The 16517-nt window shown below is 60.7% G+C and carries 16 protein-coding genes; 12 read left to right on the plus strand and 4 right to left on the minus strand.

Going from position 1 to position 16517, the window contains the following annotated elements; translation table 11 throughout:
• Window positions 1-15: 15 nt before the first annotated feature.
• The 3 genes from LOY35_RS01805 to LOY35_RS01815 all read left to right on the plus strand — a co-directional run bounded on the left by LOY35_RS01805 (window position 16) and on the right by LOY35_RS01815 (window position 3177).
• Window positions 16-1353 carry a DUF3999 domain-containing protein gene (locus LOY35_RS01805; protein ID WP_408981235.1) on the plus strand — a complete coding sequence of 446 codons (1338 nt, stop codon included), beginning with the start codon at window positions 16-18 and terminating at the stop codon, window positions 1351-1353.
• Window positions 1354-1566: 213 nt separating this feature from the next.
• A complete protein-coding gene (locus tag LOY35_RS01810) occupies window positions 1567-2577 on the plus strand; it encodes a class 1 fructose-bisphosphatase (protein WP_258630015.1) in 1011 nt (336 codons plus the stop codon).
• A gap of 3 nt (window positions 2578-2580) precedes the next feature.
• The gene (locus tag LOY35_RS01815; RefSeq protein ID WP_258630017.1) at window positions 2581-3177 is read left to right on the plus strand and encodes a DUF924 family protein; all 597 of its coding nucleotides are present in this window, start codon (window positions 2581-2583) and stop codon (window positions 3175-3177) included.
• A gap of 4 nt (window positions 3178-3181) precedes the next feature.
• Here LOY35_RS01815 and LOY35_RS01820 read toward each other — a convergent pair whose 3' ends face one another.
• The 3 genes from LOY35_RS01820 to LOY35_RS01830 form a co-directional block, all read right to left on the minus strand.
• Window positions 3182-3520 carry a type II toxin-antitoxin system RelE/ParE family toxin gene (locus LOY35_RS01820; protein WP_047699786.1) on the minus strand — a complete coding sequence of 113 codons (339 nt, stop codon included), beginning with the start codon at window positions 3518-3520 and terminating at the stop codon, window positions 3182-3184.
• The gene (locus LOY35_RS01825; RefSeq protein ID WP_258630020.1) at window positions 3517-3789 is read right to left on the minus strand and encodes a type II toxin-antitoxin system Phd/YefM family antitoxin; all 273 of its coding nucleotides are present in this window, start codon (window positions 3787-3789) and stop codon (window positions 3517-3519) included. Before LOY35_RS01825 ends, LOY35_RS01820 begins: the two co-directional genes overlap by 4 nt.
• 111 nt (window positions 3790-3900) lie before the next feature.
• Complete coding sequence (locus tag LOY35_RS01830; protein ID WP_258630022.1) at window positions 3901-5793, minus strand: methyl-accepting chemotaxis protein; 1893 nt, start codon at window positions 5791-5793, stop codon at window positions 3901-3903.
• 284 nt (window positions 5794-6077) lie between these two features.
• On the opposite strand from LOY35_RS01830, the gene LOY35_RS01835 reads away from it, so the two are divergent.
• Together LOY35_RS01835 and LOY35_RS01840 are read left to right on the plus strand one after the other, a co-directional pair.
• On the plus strand, window positions 6078-6332 hold the full coding sequence (locus LOY35_RS01835) for an outer membrane protein assembly factor BamE (protein ID WP_258630024.1): 255 nt from the start codon (window positions 6078-6080) through the stop codon (window positions 6330-6332).
• A gap of 31 nt (window positions 6333-6363) precedes the next feature.
• Window positions 6364-6933 carry a lipocalin family protein gene (locus tag LOY35_RS01840; RefSeq protein WP_258630026.1) on the plus strand — a complete coding sequence of 190 codons (570 nt, stop codon included), beginning with the start codon at window positions 6364-6366 and terminating at the stop codon, window positions 6931-6933.
• A 121-nt stretch (window positions 6934-7054) separates the two neighbouring features.
• On the opposite strand, the gene LOY35_RS01845 is transcribed toward LOY35_RS01840, so the two are convergent.
• The gene (locus tag LOY35_RS01845) at window positions 7055-8419 is read right to left on the minus strand and encodes a formimidoylglutamate deiminase (protein WP_258630030.1); all 1365 of its coding nucleotides are present in this window, start codon (window positions 8417-8419) and stop codon (window positions 7055-7057) included.
• A 144-nt stretch (window positions 8420-8563) separates the two neighbouring features.
• On the opposite strand from LOY35_RS01845, the gene hutC reads away from it, so the two are divergent.
• The 7 genes from hutC (at window position 8564) to LOY35_RS01880 (ending at window position 16413) form a co-directional block, all read left to right on the plus strand.
• On the plus strand, window positions 8564-9274 hold the full coding sequence (gene hutC / locus LOY35_RS01850) for a histidine utilization repressor (RefSeq protein WP_258633445.1): 711 nt from the start codon (window positions 8564-8566) through the stop codon (window positions 9272-9274).
• Window positions 9271-9840 carry a HutD family protein gene (locus tag LOY35_RS01855; protein ID WP_258630034.1) on the plus strand — a complete coding sequence of 190 codons (570 nt, stop codon included), beginning with the start codon at window positions 9271-9273 and terminating at the stop codon, window positions 9838-9840. The genes hutC and LOY35_RS01855 overlap by 4 nt, the downstream gene beginning before the upstream one ends.
• Window positions 9841-10318: 478 nt before the next feature.
• A complete protein-coding gene (gene hutU, locus LOY35_RS01860; protein ID WP_047699772.1) occupies window positions 10319-12007 on the plus strand; it encodes a urocanate hydratase in 1689 nt (562 codons plus the stop codon).
• 151 nt (window positions 12008-12158) lie between these two features.
• A complete protein-coding gene (locus tag LOY35_RS01865; protein WP_258630039.1) occupies window positions 12159-13625 on the plus strand; it encodes a cytosine permease in 1467 nt (488 codons plus the stop codon).
• A gap of 69 nt (window positions 13626-13694) precedes the next feature.
• Window positions 13695-14663 carry an ABC transporter substrate-binding protein gene (locus LOY35_RS01870; RefSeq protein WP_258630042.1) on the plus strand — a complete coding sequence of 323 codons (969 nt, stop codon included), beginning with the start codon at window positions 13695-13697 and terminating at the stop codon, window positions 14661-14663.
• Window positions 14664-14734: 71 nt separating this feature from the next.
• A complete protein-coding gene (locus LOY35_RS01875) occupies window positions 14735-15586 on the plus strand; it encodes a proline/glycine betaine ABC transporter permease (RefSeq protein WP_144928891.1) in 852 nt (283 codons plus the stop codon).
• On the plus strand, window positions 15583-16413 hold the full coding sequence (locus LOY35_RS01880) for a glycine betaine/L-proline ABC transporter ATP-binding protein (RefSeq protein WP_258630050.1): 831 nt from the start codon (window positions 15583-15585) through the stop codon (window positions 16411-16413). The genes LOY35_RS01875 and LOY35_RS01880 overlap by 4 nt, the downstream gene beginning before the upstream one ends.
• Window positions 16414-16517: the final 104 nt, after the last annotated feature.

Genomic DNA, 16517 nt, shown 5'->3' on the forward strand with positions numbered 1-16517 from the left:
CGGATCGGCCTGGGTATGGTCGGGTTGTGGGTGGCATTGTCGGCTACGGCCCAGGAAAAGCCGGCGGATTTTGCCCATCAGGTGCCGTTGACCTTGAGTGGCGAAGGGCCGTGGTATCGTCTGCCGTTGCCGCTGGAGGTCCAACTGCAAGCGCGGCAAACCGACCTGAGCGACTTGCGGGTCTTCAACGCGGCCGGGCAGCCCCAGGCGTATGCGCTGGTCCGCGAGACAGCGCAGAGCCGGGAAGAACGCACCGTCACCGACGTGAAATGGTTCCCGTTGTACAACGCTGCCGATGACAACGAGCGCGCCCCCAGCGTACGGGTGCAGTCGAACGCCAACGGCACGCTGGTGGAAGTCCAGCCGGCCAGTCGGCTCGAGGCGGGGGAGGAGGAGTTGCGCGGCTGGCTGCTGGACGCCAGTGCGATCAAGGCCCCCTTGCAGCAGTTGATCCTCGACTGGACCAGCGAACGCGACGGCTTCCAGCGGTTTACCATCGAAGCCAGCGATGACTTGCAGAACTGGCAGGCCTGGGGTGAAGGCCAGGTGGCACGCCTGACCTTTGCCGATGAGCAGGTCGAGCAGCATGAAGTGAACCTGCCCGGACAGCCGGCGCGTTATCTGCGGCTGTTGTGGGATTCGCCGTCTTCCGCGCCGGTGCTGACTTCAGCGCAGTTGCAGAGCGCCACCCGCGAAAGCCAGCCGCTGCCATTGGCCTGGTCGCAGCCGTTGGCCGGCAGTACCACGAAGGCCGGTGAATACACCTGGCAGTTGCCCATGGGCCTGAATCTCGAAGAAGTGCAGGTCGAGCTGAGCCAGGCCAACAGCCTGGCACCGGTGACCCTGGCCGGGCGCCGTGAGAGCAGTCATCCGTGGCAGCCGATGGGCAATGGTTTGCTATACCGGCTGACCCAGAATGGTCAGGACGTGGTGCAGAACCAATTGCAGTTGTCCGGCCAGACCGTTCAGCAATTGAAGCTGACGGTGGACGAGCGCGGCGGTGGCCTCGGGACCGAAGCGCCGGCCCTGCGCTTTGCCGTGCGCCCGACCCAGGTGGTGTTCCTCGCGCGTGGCGAAGGGCCCTACAGCTTGGCGCTGGGCAGCGCGACAGTGAAGGCGGCCAGCCTGCCACTGACGACGCTGGTGCCCGATTACCGTCCTTCGCGCCTGGCGACCCTGGGGGCGGCGACGGTGAATGGGCCTGCGACCTCGACGCCAGCGGCCGAAACCGCACCGGCCGTCGTCGGGACCAACTGGAAAAAAATCGGCCTGTGGGCGGTGCTGGTGCTCAGCGTGCTGTTCCTCGGCTCGATGGCCTTCAGCCTGCTGCGCAAGCCGCCGGTCAAATCCTGAAAGCGGGTGCCTGACACCCATCGCGAGCAGGCTCGCTCCCACATTGGATTGTGTTTCCCCTGACAGAATCCGATCAAGTGTGGGAGCGAGCCTGCTCGCGATGACGCCGCTCTGTGAACTCAATCCGCCATTCCCCGTCTCATAGGAGGAATTAAGTCCCGACACGCGCTAAACTGCGCTGGTTTTTCCGCCCCCTATCCTTCGGAGCCGTCCATGTCTCGCGTTACCTTGAGTCGCTATTTGATTGAGCAGACCCGCAGCAACAATACCCCTGCCGATCTGCGCTTTTTGATCGAAGTGGTGGCGCGTGCCTGCAAGGAAATCAGCCACGCCGTATCCAAAGGCGCGCTGGGTGGGGTCCTGGGCAGCATGGGCACCGAAAACGTGCAAGGCGAAGTGCAGAAGAAACTCGACGTGATCTCCAACGAGATCCTGCTCGAAGCCAACGAATGGGGCGGTCACCTGGCCGGCATGGCGTCCGAGGAAATGGACAATGCCTACCAGATCCCGGGCAAATACCCCAAGGGTGCCTACCTGCTGGTATTCGACCCCCTGGACGGTTCGTCGAACATCGACATCAACGCGCCGGTCGGCACCATCTTCTCGGTATTGCGTTGCCCGAACGAATACCTGAGCCAGAACGAAGCCTTGAACGAAAAGGCCTTCCTGCAGCCAGGTACCGAACAAGTGGCCGCCGGTTATGCCATCTACGGCCCTCAGACCATGCTGGTGCTGACCTTGGGCGACGGCGTGAAGGGTTTCACCCTGGATCGTGAAATGGGCAGCTTCGTGCTGACCCACGAGAACATCACCATTCCTGAAACCACCCAGGAATTCGCCATCAACATGTCCAACCAGCGCCACTGGGAAGCCCCGGTACAGCGCTACGTCGGCGAGTTGCTGGCCGGTGAAGAAGGCCCGTTGAAAAAGAACTACAACATGCGCTGGGTGGCCGCGATGGTTGCCGACGTCCACCGCATCCTGAACCGTGGCGGCCTGTTCATGTACCCACGTGACAGTCGCGAGCCGACCAAGCCAGGCAAACTGCGCCTGATGTACGAAGCCAATCCGATGTCGTTCCTGGTGGAACAGGCCGGCGGTGCTTCCACCGATGGTCACCAGCGCATCCTCGACATCAAGCCTGAAGGCCTGCACCAGCGCGTAGCGGTGTTCCTCGGTTCGAAGGAAGAAGTGGCCCGCGCCACGGCCTATCACAAGGAATAAATCATGGCCGAGCCTTGGCAGCCGTTACTCGATTGGTGGTTTGGTTCAGCCGAGACACCGGACGAAATAGCGGCTGAAAAGAACAAGCTGTGGTTCGGCAAACACCATGATCGCCAGGCGCGCGAGCGTTTTGGCGATCAGGTCGATCAGGCACTGGCCGGTGGATTGACCGACTGGACGCAACGTCCGGAAGGTTGGCTGGCTTTGGTGATATTGCTCGATCAGTTCCCGCGGATGATCTTTCGCGACACCCCCAAGGCCTTCTCCGGCGATCTTCGCGCCCAAGCGTTGGTGGCCCAGGGGCTGGCGGCGGGTTTCGACCGGCAGCTCAAGCCTATCCAGCGCGTATTCATCTACCTGGTGCTCGAGCACTGCGAAAACCTGGCCGTGCAGAACGAGGCCGTGTCCCGTTTTATCGACCTGGTGCGAGAGCAGCCGGAAGCGGATCGGGCGGTGTTCGAAAGCAACCTGGACTATGCCGAACGGCATCAGAAGATCATTGCCCGGTTTGGACGGTTTCCCCATCGCAACGGGGTGTTGGGGCGGGAGTCTACGGCTGAGGAAGTGGAGTTCTTGAAGGGGCCTGGATCGCGATTTTAGCGACCTACGGATTGTTATTGCTTCGAAGCAATCGTTTCATAAGCAAGGCAGGAAGATTCTTGCGGCTATCGGCGATGATGTGGATATAGATTGTTTGGCTTCTCACCTCATAAATAATCCGATTCATACCTGAAAGAATTTGCCGATACTGACCAAGATTCAGCCTTTCGATTTCTTGCGGAATTGACCCAGCATAAGGCTGTGTTGTCAGATGGCGAATCGCTGTTTTCAGGCTGGCATAGGTGTTTTGCCACGTTTGGAAAGAAAACCGTTCGATCAGATAAAGGCGAAGCTCTTTAAGATCCATTTCAGCTGATTGAAGAATGACAACCTTTAAACTCATTGAAGGTCGGTCCTGTCCAGGTCTGCGAAGACCTCTTCGGCCTCACGAAACTGACCTTTTTCAATTTCCTGGTTCCCCATAGCCAGCAGCTTTAACAGAGCCATCGTATCTTCTTGCTCTTCAAAGCTTTTCACATCCATGACCACCAGTTTGGCTTCTCCATTCTGGGTAATGATCAGCGGCTCCCTGCTTTCGGTGATGGTTTTGACGATTTCGGCGGTGTGGCTCTTCAAGTAACTGATGGGTTTGATTTGGGATGACAGTTTCATGGGCATGAATCTCGACGGGTTGAGTGAGACTGAGTTTAGTCTTAATTCAGTCTCACGTCAGGCTGAACTGATCGGTGTGCTTTACACCGCCATCGTCGGCCCGCAAGAGCACTAGATCCGGAAGCTGCCCACCAACTGCTTCAACCGCGCCGCCTGCTGTTCAAGGTCGGTACAGGCCCGCAACGTGGCTTGCAGGTTTTCCACCCCTTCCTGGTTCAGCGTGTTGATCTCGGTAATGTCGACGTTGATCGACTCCACCACGGCGGTCTGCTCTTCGGTGGCGGTGGCCACGGACTGGTTCATGCCGTCGATCTCACCGATGCGCCGGGTCACGCTGCCCAGGCGCTCGCCGGCCTGGTTGGCGATGCCAACGCTGCTTTCGCTCTGGCGCTGGCTGTCGGTCATGGTCAGTACCGCTTCCCGCGCGCCGACTTGCAACTCTTCGATCATTTTCTGCACTTGCTGCGCCGAATCCTGGGTGCGGTGGGCCAGGTTACGTACCTCATCGGCCACCACGGCGAAGCCACGCCCGGCTTCACCCGCACGGGCCGCTTCGATGGCGGCATTGAGGGCGAGCAGGTTGGTCTGTTGGGAAATGCTGGTGATGACTTCGAGGATCTGGCCGATGTTCACCGTGTTGCTGTTCAGGGTTTCGATGTTGCCGCACGAATCGCTGATCTTGGCCGACAGCTGCTGCATGGCGGCGATGGTTTTATCCACCACCTGCTGACCGTCCTCTGCCAGGTTGCGGGCTTCGCTGGAGTGTTGCGAGGCGAGGGCGGCGTTCTGGGCGATCTCCTGGGCGGCGGCGCCGAGCTGGTTGATGGCCGCGGCCACGCTGCTGGTGCGCGAGGCTTGCTGGTCGGAATTGAACATCGACGAATTGGAGGCGCTGACCACACGCAGCGCCACTTCGTTGACCTGACCGGTGGCCGAGGCCACTTCGCGGATCGAGATGTGGATGCGCTCGACGAAACGGTTGAAGGACGTACCCAGGGCACCGAATTCATCCTGGCCATGAATGGTCAGGCGTCGGGTCAGGTCGCCTTCACCTTCGGCGATGTCGTGCATCGCACGACCCATGGTCAGCAGCGGCTGCATCAGCACGCGGATCAACATGCCCAGCAGCGCGATGATGAATACCACGGCAATGACCATGGCGATCAGCGCCGAGGTACGGAACTCGCTGAGCATGGCCAGCGCGGTGTCCTTGTCGAGTACCAGTGCCACGTACCAGTCGGCGCCCGGCACGCCATTGACCCGGGTGAAGGAGATGAACTGGGTCTTGCCGTCGAGTTCGACTTCCTTCATGCCCGGGCTGACTTGCGGTGCGCCGTTGGGGTAAGCCTCGGCCAGGGTCTTGAGGATGCGTTTGCTGTCGGGATGGATCAGGATCTTGCCATCGGCGCTGACGATGAACGCATGGCCGTGGCCGCCGAAGTTCAGCGAGTTGATGATGGCGCTGACGCTCGACAGGTCGATGTCCGCACCCGCCACGCCGATCATCTGGTTCTGATGCTGTACCGGGGCAGCGACGGTGATCACCAGTTTGCCCGACGAGGCGGCAATGTAGGGCTCGGTGACGATGGCTTGCTGTGCGCTGTTGGCGGCCTTGTACCAGCCGCGGGCGCGAGGGTCGTAGTCGGGGGCGCGATTACCGGCCGGCACCGAGAACATCACACCATCGACGCCACCGAAATAGCTGAGCTGGAAGTTGCCGGTATAGGCGGGCAGGTCGACAGCACGCTTGAGACTGGCGGCGCTGTTGCCATCCACGGCGATCTGCTGGGCCAGCGATTGCAGCAATTGGATGCGACCTTCGACCCACGTCTGGATGTTGCGGCTGGTCAGGCTGCCGAGTTCCTGCATGGACGTTTCGGTGCTGTTATGCAGGCTCTGGCGCTGACGGTAGTCGTTGAACAGGATGAAACAGGCGAATGCAACGGCTACCACGAGGGCTGCCGCCAGCAGGATCTTGTGGCTGAATTTCATGTTTCTGGTCATTAAGAACGCTACCGCACAGGAGCTGGTCAGGAGGGGGTGTCAATTTGCCATAAGGCAGGGCTTCGCGCTGTTCTTTTTATCGGCTCGCAAGCGCCAGGTTCCCGGCGTCAAAGCAACAAATCCGACGAAATACACGACACCGTCACAAACTGGTTGATTTACCGACGAACTACCGGTTTTTACCCCAATAAATACTGGGTTCCCCGGGGAACCAGATAGGGGTTTTCTCTTCTAAGCTTCAGGTTGGCACCCTGCCACCTCCCTTCCGCCCCAGGAGTTTCACGATGTCCCTGCGATCTATCGCGTTGTTGTCTTTGTGCGTCTTGCTGACCGCATGCAGCAAGGTCAACCAGGAAAACTATTCGAAGCTGTCGGCCGGCATGCCCAAGGCCGAAGTCGAAACGTTGCTGGGAAAACCGACCGACTGTTCGGGCGCGCTCGGCATGTCCAGTTGCACCTGGGGCGACCAGAAAAGCTTTATCAGCGTGCAGTATGCCGGTGAGAAAGTGTTGATGTTTTCCGGCCAAGGCCTGAAGTAAACCGGGGCCACGTGCCCACGGGAGAAAAATAATGATGCGGTTATTGTTAGTGCTTTTAGCTGGCCTGGTATTGGCCGGCTGTGCCACTTCTGGCGAAGACCCGTTGGCGCCCAAGACCGTCAACAGCGTCAATCTCAAGCGTTACCAAGGGACCTGGTACGAGTTGGCCCGCCTGCCAATGTATTTCCAGCGCAACTGCGCTCAATCTGAAGCCCATTACACCCTCAAGCCTGACGGCGATATGGGTGTGTTCAATCGCTGCCTGACTTCTGACTGGAAGTGGGAAGAAGCCAAGGGCACCGCCACGCCCCAGGTACCGGGCAAGACCGACAAGCTCTGGGTCGAATTCGATACCTGGGCCTCCCGGATCCTGCCGGGTGTGTCGAAGGGGCAATATTGGGTGTTGTACGTCAGCGATGACTACAAGACCGCCATCGTTGGCGACCCGAGCCGGCGCTACATGTGGCTGTTGTCCCGCACGCCGACGGTTAACAGTGTGGTGCGCGAAGAACTGCTGAGCAAAGCACGCCAGCAGGGCTATGACACGACACGGCTGATCTGGCGTGCGTCGGATCGGCAGATGGCCAAGACGTCGGATTGATTGCCAGGAAATAACCCCTGTGGGAGCGAGCCTGCTCGCGATGACGGACCTTCAGTCAACATCTCTGTTGAATGTAGAGGCCTCATCGCGAGCAGGCTCGCTCCCACAGGGAGATTTGTGATCAGCCTAGAAGTTCGCGCAACACCTGGGTAAACGCCCGGGCGCTGTGCTCTTCTGCGGCGTGATGCCCGTCACGCACCACCCACGTGCCGCCCACCATGACATCCCGCACGTGGCGATCACCACCGGCAAACAGCCAGCGATTGAGGATACCGTCGCCCTGGGCCGTGGCCAGGTAGGGATCGTTGCCATCGAGTACCAGCCAGTCGGCACGCTTGCCGACTTCGAGGGCGCCGATGGGTTGCCCCAGTGCCTGAGCGCCACCTTCCAGCGCAGCGTCGAACAACGTGCGTCCGACCATTGGCTGATCTGCCCGGTACAAACGGTTACGCCGTTGATCCCGCAGGCGCTGGCCGTATTCCAGCCAACGCAATTCTTCCACCACGCTCAATGACACATGGCTGTCGGAACCGATACCCAGGCGCCCGCCCTGGGCGAGGTAGTCCACCGCCGGGAAAATACCGTCGCCCAGGTTGGCTTCGGTGGTCAGGCACAGGCCGGCAATCGCCCGGCTCCTGGCCATGAGGCTGACTTCCTGGGCGTTGGCGTGGGTGGCGTGGACCAGACACCAGCGTTGGTCCACCTCGGTGTTTTCATACAACCATTGCAGTGGACGGGCACCGCTCCAGCTCAAGCAGTCGTCGACTTCCTTCTGCTGCTCGGCGATGTGGATATGCACCGGGCAGTGGGCATCGCTGGCGGCCAACACCTCCTGGATCTGTCCGGGCGTCACGGCGCGCAGGGAGTGGAAACACAACCCCAGGGCCTGTAGCGGCTGCCCGGCCAGGACCGATTGCAAGCGTGACTGAAGCTTCAAGTAGTTCTCGGTGCTGTTGATGAACCGACGCTGCCCGTCATTGGGTGCCTGGCCACCAAAACCGGAATGGCTGTAGAGCACCGGCAGCAGCGTCAGCCCGATGCCGGCGCTGTTGGCGGCGTGACTGATGCGCAACGCCAGCTCCGCCGGGTCGGCGTAAGGCGTGCCGTCGGTGTCGTGGTGCACGTAATGGAATTCGGCAACCGAGGTGTAACCGGCCTTGAGCATTTCGATGTACAACTGTCGGGCAATGATGCCGAGCTGATCGGGGCTGATTTTTCCGACCAGGCGGTACATCAGGTCGCGCCAGGTCCAGAAGCTGTCGTTGGGATTGCCCGCCACTTCCGCCAGCCCGGCCATGGCCCGCTGGAACGCGTGGGAGTGCAGGTTCGGCATGCCCGGCAACAACGGACCGTCCAGCCGTTCGGCACCGTCTGCGTGGGAGCCGGCCTGGACATGGGTCAGGACGCCTTGGGCGTCGACTTCAAGGCGTACATCATTGGCCCATCCACTAGGCAGCAGTGCGCGTTCGGCAAAGAAGGCGGACATGGTTCAACCTCATCGTGCGTAATTTGTATATACATATACAGACGTTTGCCTGCCCGGTAAACTCCGGCAAGCTAGCAACTTTTATAAGCAGAACAGGGAACCGCCGTGCCGACTCCGCCTGCCAAACCGCCGCTGGCCGCAAACATGGGTGACAGTCCGGCGCCCTTGTATGCCCGCGTCAAACAGATGATCACCCAGCAGATCGACAGTGGAAACTGGCCTCCCCATTACCGTGTGCCCTCGGAAAGCGAGCTGGTCAATCAGTTGGGCTTCAGCCGCATGACCATCAACCGTGCCCTGCGGGAAATGACCGCCGACGGCTTGTTGGTGCGCATGCAGGGCGTCGGCACGTTCGTGGCCGAGCCCAAGAGCCAGTCCGCGCTGTTCGAAGTGCACAACATCGCCGACGAGATCGCCTCTCGCGGCCATCGCCACACCTGCAAGGTCATCACCCTGGAAGAGGAGGCCGCCGGCTCCGAGCGCGCCCTGGCCCTGGACATGCGTGAGGGCCAGAAGGTGTTCCACTCGCTGATCGTGCATTTCGAGAACGACATTCCGGTGCAGATCGAAGACCGCTTCGTCAATGCGCTGGTGGCGCCCGACTACCTCAAGCAGGACTTCACCCTGCAGACACCCTATGCCTACCTGAGCCAGGTCGCGCCGCTGACCGAAGGCGAGCATGTGGTGGAAGCGATCCTCGCCGAGCCGAATGAATGCAAGCTACTGCAGATTGAAAAGGGTGAGCCGTGCCTGCTGATTCGCCGTCGGACCTGGTCCGGGCGTCAACCGGTCACCGCCGCGCGGCTGATTCACCCCGGTTCCCGTCATAGTCTGGAAGGGCGGTTTCACAAGTGACTGACTTGAAGGTTCTGCGTGCGGCGGATTACCCGCGCATGCCATGGAAGAACGGCGGTGGCAGCACCGAGGAAATTACCCGCGACGCCGGCACCGGCCTGGAGGGTTTCGGCTGGCGGCTATCGATTGCCGACATCGGTGAGTCGGGCGGTTTTTCCACCTTCGCCGGTTACGAGCGCGTTATCAGCGTCTTGCAGGGCGATGGCATGACCCTGACCGTCGATGGTCAGGCTACGCGGCCGCTGCATCCCCTGGACCCTTTTGCGTTCAGCGGCGAGAGCCACGTTCATTGCACGTTGCTGGGCGGGCCGATTCGTGATTTCAACCTGATCTACTCGCCCCAGCGTTACCGGGCGCGGTTGCAGTGGCTGGCGGGCGAGCAGCGGTTTTTCAGCGAGGCGGGGACGGTGCTGGTGTTCAGTGCCGATCCGGCGTTGAGTGTCAGGGTTGGCGACTTTACTGCCACGCTAGGCCTCTATGACTGCTTGCAACTGGGCGGTAACGCTCAACTGCTGGAAGTCGCCAGCCACGGCCAATGTTGTGTGGTTGAGCTGACTGTTCACTAGTTTCAGCTGTGGCACTTCCTTGTGGCGAGGGGATTTATCCCCGCCGGGTCGCGAAGCGGCCCTAAATCAGTTGGCTCCGAAGCTGTTGAGTTGGCACCAAGAGGGCCGCTTCGCAGCCCAGCGGGGATAAATCCCCTCGTCACAAAAGCACGCCTTACTGTTTCTTCAGTCGCACCAATTTGTTACCGAATGCCCCAGCGTGGCGCAACGCCACGCTTCTGTCCCTCTCATCCTCACCTCTGTAAATCCCCCTCCGAAAATTTAATCCCCTTCGCCAGCCCTTCAATTCCGTGCTTTCCAGCCATTTCCAGAAAGATTCCTGAACGGGCCTTCAACAAGTTGGCCGTTTGATTGCATATGCTTGTACATACAAGTAAAGACGTATGCGTATGAGTCACCCGATATTCAACGCAACGTTCGTAGAAATCGCTGCCCACTGCCCGGGCTGGTCTGGATTGATCGCTGAGGAGTTTTTGCTGTGACCGACGCTACCCGCAAACCCGAAAAATACCGTGACGTTGAAATTCGCGCCCCTCGCGGAAATACGCTGACCGCCAAGAGCTGGCTGACTGAAGCGCCGCTGCGGATGCTGATGAACAACCTCGACCCGCAAGTGGCCGAGAATCCCAAGGAACTGGTGGTCTACGGTGGCATCGGTCGCGCGGCGCGCAACTGGGAGTGCTACGACAAGATCGTCGAGAGCCTCACCAACCTGAACGACGACGAAACCCTGCTGGTGCAATCCGGCAAGCCGGTGGGCGTGTTCAAGACCCACACCAATGCCCCGCGCGTGCTGATCGCCAACTCCAACCTGGTACCGCACTGGGCCAGTTGGGAACACTTCAACGAACTCGACGCCAAGGGTCTGGCGATGTATGGCCAGATGACCGCCGGCAGCTGGATCTACATCGGCAGCCAAGGCATCGTGCAGGGTACCTATGAAACCTTCGTCGAAGCCGGTCGCCAGCATTACGACTCCAACCTCAAGGGTCGCTGGGTCCTGACCGCCGGCCTGGGCGGCATGGGTGGCGCACAACCGCTGGCCGCGACGCTGGCAGGAGCCTGCTCGCTGAACATCGAATGCCAGCAGGTCAGTATCGATTTCCGTCTCAAGACCCGTTACGTCGACGAACAGGCCACCGACTTGGATGACGCCCTGGCCCGCATCGAGAAATACACCGCCGAAGGCAAGGCAATCTCCATCGCACTGTGTGGCAACGCCGCTGAAATCCTGCCGGAAATGGTCCGTCGCGGTGTGCGTCCGGACATGGTCACCGACCAGACCAGCGCCCACGACCCCCTCAACGGTTACCTGCCGGCCGGCTGGACCTGGGACGAATACCGTGCCCGCGCCAAGACCGAACCCGCCGCCGTGGTGAAAGCCGCCAAGCAGTCGATGGCGGTGCACGTGAAAGCCATGCTGGCCTTCCAGAAAATGGGCGTGCCGACCTTCGACTACGGCAACAACATCCGCCAGATGGCCCAGGAAGAAGGCGTCGAGAATGCCTTCGACTTCCCGGGTTTCGTACCAGCTTATATCCGTCCGCTGTTCTGCCGCGGCATCGGTCCGTTCCGCTGGGCCGCGCTGTCGGGTGACCCGCAGGACATCTACAAGACCGATGCCAAGGTCAAGGAACTGATCCCCGACGACGCCCATCTGCACAACTGGCTGGACATGGCTCGCGAGCGCATCAGCTTCCAGGGTCTGCCGGCACGTATCTGCTGGGTTGGCCTGGGTCAGCGCGCGAAGCTGGGCCTGGCGTTCAACGAAATGGTGCGCAGCGGCGAGTTGTCGGCGCCGATCGTGATCGGTCGCGACCATCTGGACTCCGGTTCCGTGGCCAGCCCCAACCGTGAAACCGAATCCATGCAGGATGGTTCCGACGCGGTCTCCGACTGGCCACTGCTCAACGCCTTGCTCAACACCGCCAGCGGCGCGACCTGGGTGTCGCTGCACCACGGCGGCGGCGTTGGCATGGGCTTCTCCCAGCACTCGGGCATGGTGATTGTCTGCGACGGTACCGACGAAGCGGCCGAGCGGATTGCCCGCGTACTGCACAACGACCCGGGTACCGGCGTGATGCGTCATGCCGATGCCGGTTACCAGATCGCTATCGATTGCGCCAAGGAGCAGGGGCTGAATCTGCCGATGATTACCGGCAAATAATGCAAATGCCCTTGTGGGAGCGGGCTTGCTCGCGAAGGCGGTTTTACATCCGACACATGTGTTGAATAACACACCGCTTTCGCGAGCAAGCCCGCTCCCACAGGGAGGCTGTTCCACAGCAGATCCCAGAACAATCCACAGAGGTTGAACCATGGCCACCAGCAGCACACGTGCAAGTAGCAAGCCGTTGATCGAGAAACGTTCGATCGACTACATCCCGGAAGCGGAGAGGCATGGCCGTTTGTTGAGCCAGTTCACCCTCTGGATGGGGGCCAACCTGCAGATCACTGCCATTGTCACCGGTGCATTGGCGGTGGTGCTGGGCGGTGATGTGTTCTGGTCGTTGATCGGTTTGTTGATCGGCCAACTGCTCGGCGGTGGCGTCATGGCGCTGCATGCCGCGCAAGGACCCAAGCTTGGCCTGCCGCAGATGATCTCCAGCCGGGTGCAGTTCGGGGTCTATGGCGCGGCCATCCCGATCGTGCTGGTGTGCCTGATGTACCTGGGTTTCACCGCGACGGGAACCGTGCTTTCCGGCCAGGCGCTGGGCCAGCTGTTTGGCGTCAGCGACAGTGTCGGCATCCTCATTTTCGCCAGTGTCATCGTACTGGTCACAGTGCTCGGTTATCGGGTGATCCACTTCATTGGCCGAGTCGCCAGCGTTATCGGTGTGATTGCCTTCGTTTACCTGTTCGCTCGCCTGATCAGCCAGACGGACGTTGGCGCACTCCTGCAAATCCGCCATTTCAGCTGGAGCAGCTTCCTGCTCGCGGTGTCGCTCGCGGCATCCTGGCAGATCGCCTTCGGCCCCTACGTGGCTGACTATTCGCGTTACCTGCCGAGCAAGACGTCCTCGGTGAAAACCTTTTTCGCCGCGGGCGCAGGTTCGGTCATCGGCGCCCAGGTGGCGATGATCCTCGGCGTGTTTGCCGCTGCCTCGGCCAACGGGCAGTTCGCGGGTCACGAAGTGGCCTACATCGTTGGCCTGGGAGGGGCCGGCGCCACCGCTGCGTTGCTGTACTTCAGCATCGCGTTTGGCAAGGTCACCATTTCCACGCTGAACTCCTACGGCAGCTTCATGTGCATTGCCACCATCATCAGCGGTTTCCGTGGCCAGTTGAACGTCACGCGCTTGCAGCGTCTGCTCTTCGTGCTGGTCATTGTCGGCGCCGCGACCCTGATCGCGCTGCTCGGCCAGCACTCGTTCCTCGGTGCCTTCAAGTCTTTCATCCTGTTCCTGCTGGCGTTCTTTACGCCCTGGAGCGCGATCAACCTGGTGGATTACTACTGCATCACTCGCGAGCGCTATGACGTGCCGGCGCTGGCCGACCCGAACGGTCGCTACGGTCGTTGGAACGCCCTGGGCATCAGCATTTACACCTTGGGCGTACTGGTCCAATTGCCGTTCATCGCCACCAAGTTCTATACCGGGCCGCTGGTGGCAGCGATGGGGGGCGTGGATATCTCGTGGATCATCGGCCTGGTGGTTCCGGCGGTGTTGTATTACGTCGCAGCGAAGAAGTGGCACAGCGCTGTACCTGATCAATTGATCCTGCCGGTCGAGCAGGCAACGGTTGACGCACAACCGAGCAGGGCGGGCCGCATCCAAGCGGTCTGATGGGACGTTGACAGGGCTGGATGCCTCTTGACTGCCGTAAGCCAATTCACTGATTAGGAGCGTCACACAATGAGATCGAACAAGACCCTGCTGACCATGTTGCTTTCCATGGGCCTGCTGACCAGCGCCGGTGCCACGCAGGCGGCGGGCTGGTGTGAGTCGGGTAAACCGGTGAAATTCGCCGGCCTGAACTGGGAAAGCGCCATGTTGCTGACCGACGTCCTGCAAGTGGTGTTGGAAAAAGGCTACGACTGCAAGACCGACAGCCTGCCGGGCAATTCCATCACCATGGAGAACGCCCTGGGCAGCAACGACATCCAGGTGTTTGCCGAAGAGTGGGTCGGCCGCAGCGAGGTCTGGAACAAGGCCGAGAAGGCCGGCAAAGTGGTCGGCGTCGGCGCGCCGGTGGTGGGCGCCATCGAGGGCTGGTACGTGCCGCGCTACGTGATTGAAGGCGACGCCAAGCGCAAGCTGGAAGCCAAGGCCCCGGGCCTGAAGAACATTGCCGACCTGGGCCAGTACGCCGCCGTGTTCAAGGACCCGGAAGAACCGTCCAAGGGGCGTTTCTACAACTGCCCGGCCGGTTGGACCTGTGAGCTGGACAACAGCGAAATGCTGAAAAGCTATGGCCTGGAAAAAACCTACACCAACTTCCGTCCAGGTACCGGCCCGGCGCTGGATGCGGCGGTGTTGTCGAGCTACAAGCGTGGCGAGCCGATCCTGTTCTACTACTGGTCGCCAACCCCGCTGATGGGCCAGGTGGACCTGGTCAAGCTGGAAGAAAAGCCGGGCGTGGATAAAAGCGTAAGCATCAAGGTCGGCCTGTCCAAGACCTTCCACGACGAGGCTCCGGAACTGGTGGCGGTGCTGGAAAAGGTCAACCTGCCCATCGATATCCTGAACCAGAACCTGGGACGCATGGCCAAAGAGCGGATCGAGTCGCCGAAACTGGCGAAGATCTTCCTGAAGGAACATCCTGAAGTCTGGCACGCCTGGGTGAGCGCAGACGCTGCCAAGAAAATCGACGCGGCCCTGTAGGTCGAATACTTCCCGGCCAACCTTGGGGCTGGCCGGGACATTCACCGCATCCCCCTGATCGAGAGTCCCTTATGTTTCCCGAAAGCTTTACCTTTTCCATCGCCGACTGGGTCAACGGTTGGGTCGACGCCCTGGTGACGAATTATGGCGATGTGTTCCGGCACATCTCCGACACCCTGCTGTGGGCCATCGTCAATCTCGAAGGCCTGCTGCGCATGGCGCCCTGGTGGTTAATGCTGGCCATCGTCGGTGGCGTGGCCTGGCACGCGACCCGCAAGGTCGTGGCCACGGCGGTGATCGTCGGCCTGCTGTTTCTGGTGGGCGCGGTGGGCCTGTGGGACAAACTGATGCAGACCCTCGCGCTGATGCTGGTGGCGACGCTGATCTCGGTGCTGATCGGCATTCCGCTGGGCATTCTCTCGGCACGCAGCAATCGCCTGCGTTCGGTGCTGATGCCGTTGCTGGACATCATGCAGACCATGCCGAGCTTCGTGTACCTGATTCCGGTGTTGATGCTGTTCGGCCTGGGCAAGGTCCCGGCGATCTTCGCCACCGTGATCTACGCCGCGCCGCCGCTGATTCGTCTGACCGACCTGGGCATCCGCCAGGTAGACGGTGAGGTGATGGAGGCCATCAACGCTTTCGGTGCCAACCGCTGGCAACAACTGTTCGGCGTGCAACTGCCCCTGGCCCTGCCAAGCATCATGGCCGGGATCAACCAGACCACCATGATGGCCCTGTCGATGGTGGTCATCGCCTCGATGATCGGCGCCCGTGGCTTGGGCGAGGACGTGCTGGTGGGCATCCAGACCCTCAACGTCGGACGCGGCCTGGAAGCCGGGCTGGCGATCGTGATTCTCGCCGTGGTCATCGACCGCATTACCCAGGCCTATGGTCGTCCTCGGCATGAGGTGAGCAAATGAACAACGCAGCCATCAGCAAAATCGAAGTCAAGAACGTCTTCAAGATTTTCGGCAACCGGTCCAAGGACGCCCTCGACCTGATCCGCCAGAACAAGACCAAGGACCAGGTGCTGGCCGAAACCGGCTGCGTGGTCGGTGTGAACGACCTGTCGTTGAGCATCGGTACCGGCGAGATCTTCGTGATCATGGGCCTGTCCGGCTCGGGCAAATCCACCCTGGTGCGGCACTTCAACCGCCTGATCGATCCCACCAGCGGCGCGATCCTGGTGGACGGCGAAGACATTCTGCAACTGGACATGGATGCCCTGCGTGAATTCCGTCGGCACAAGATCAGCATGGTGTTCCAGAGCTTCGGCCTGCTGCCCCACAAGAGCGTGCTGGACAACGTCGCCTACGGTTTGAAGGTCCGTGGCGAAAGCAAGCAGGTATGCACCGAGCGCGCGCAACACTGGATCAACACCGTCGGCCTGAAGGGTTACGAAAACAAATACCCGCATCAGCTTTCCGGTGGCATGCGCCAGCGCGTGGGCCTGGCCCGCGCCTTGGCCGCGGACACCGACATCATCCTGATGGACGAAGCCTTCAGTGCCCTCGACCCGCTGATCCGCGCCGAAATGCAGGACCAGCTGCTGGAACTGCAAAAGACCCTGCACAAGACCATCGTCTTCATCACCCACGACCTCGACGAGGCCGTGCGCATCGGCAACCGCATTGCGATTCTCAAGGACGGCAAGCTGATCCAGGTCGGCACGCCCCGGGAGATCCTGCATTCGCCGGCCGATGAGTATGTCGATCGGTTCGTGCAGCGGCGGGCTGCGGTGGTGTAGGGCCAGTCACAGTCGTGGCGAGGGGATTTATCCCCGCTGGGCTGCAAAGCAGCTCCAAACCAGGCAATGGAATCAGCCTGACACAATTGAATAGAAAGTATTGG

The organism is Pseudomonas sp. B21-028, from assembly GCF_024749045.1.
GTDB lineage: Bacteria > Pseudomonadota > Gammaproteobacteria > Pseudomonadales > Pseudomonadaceae > Aquipseudomonas.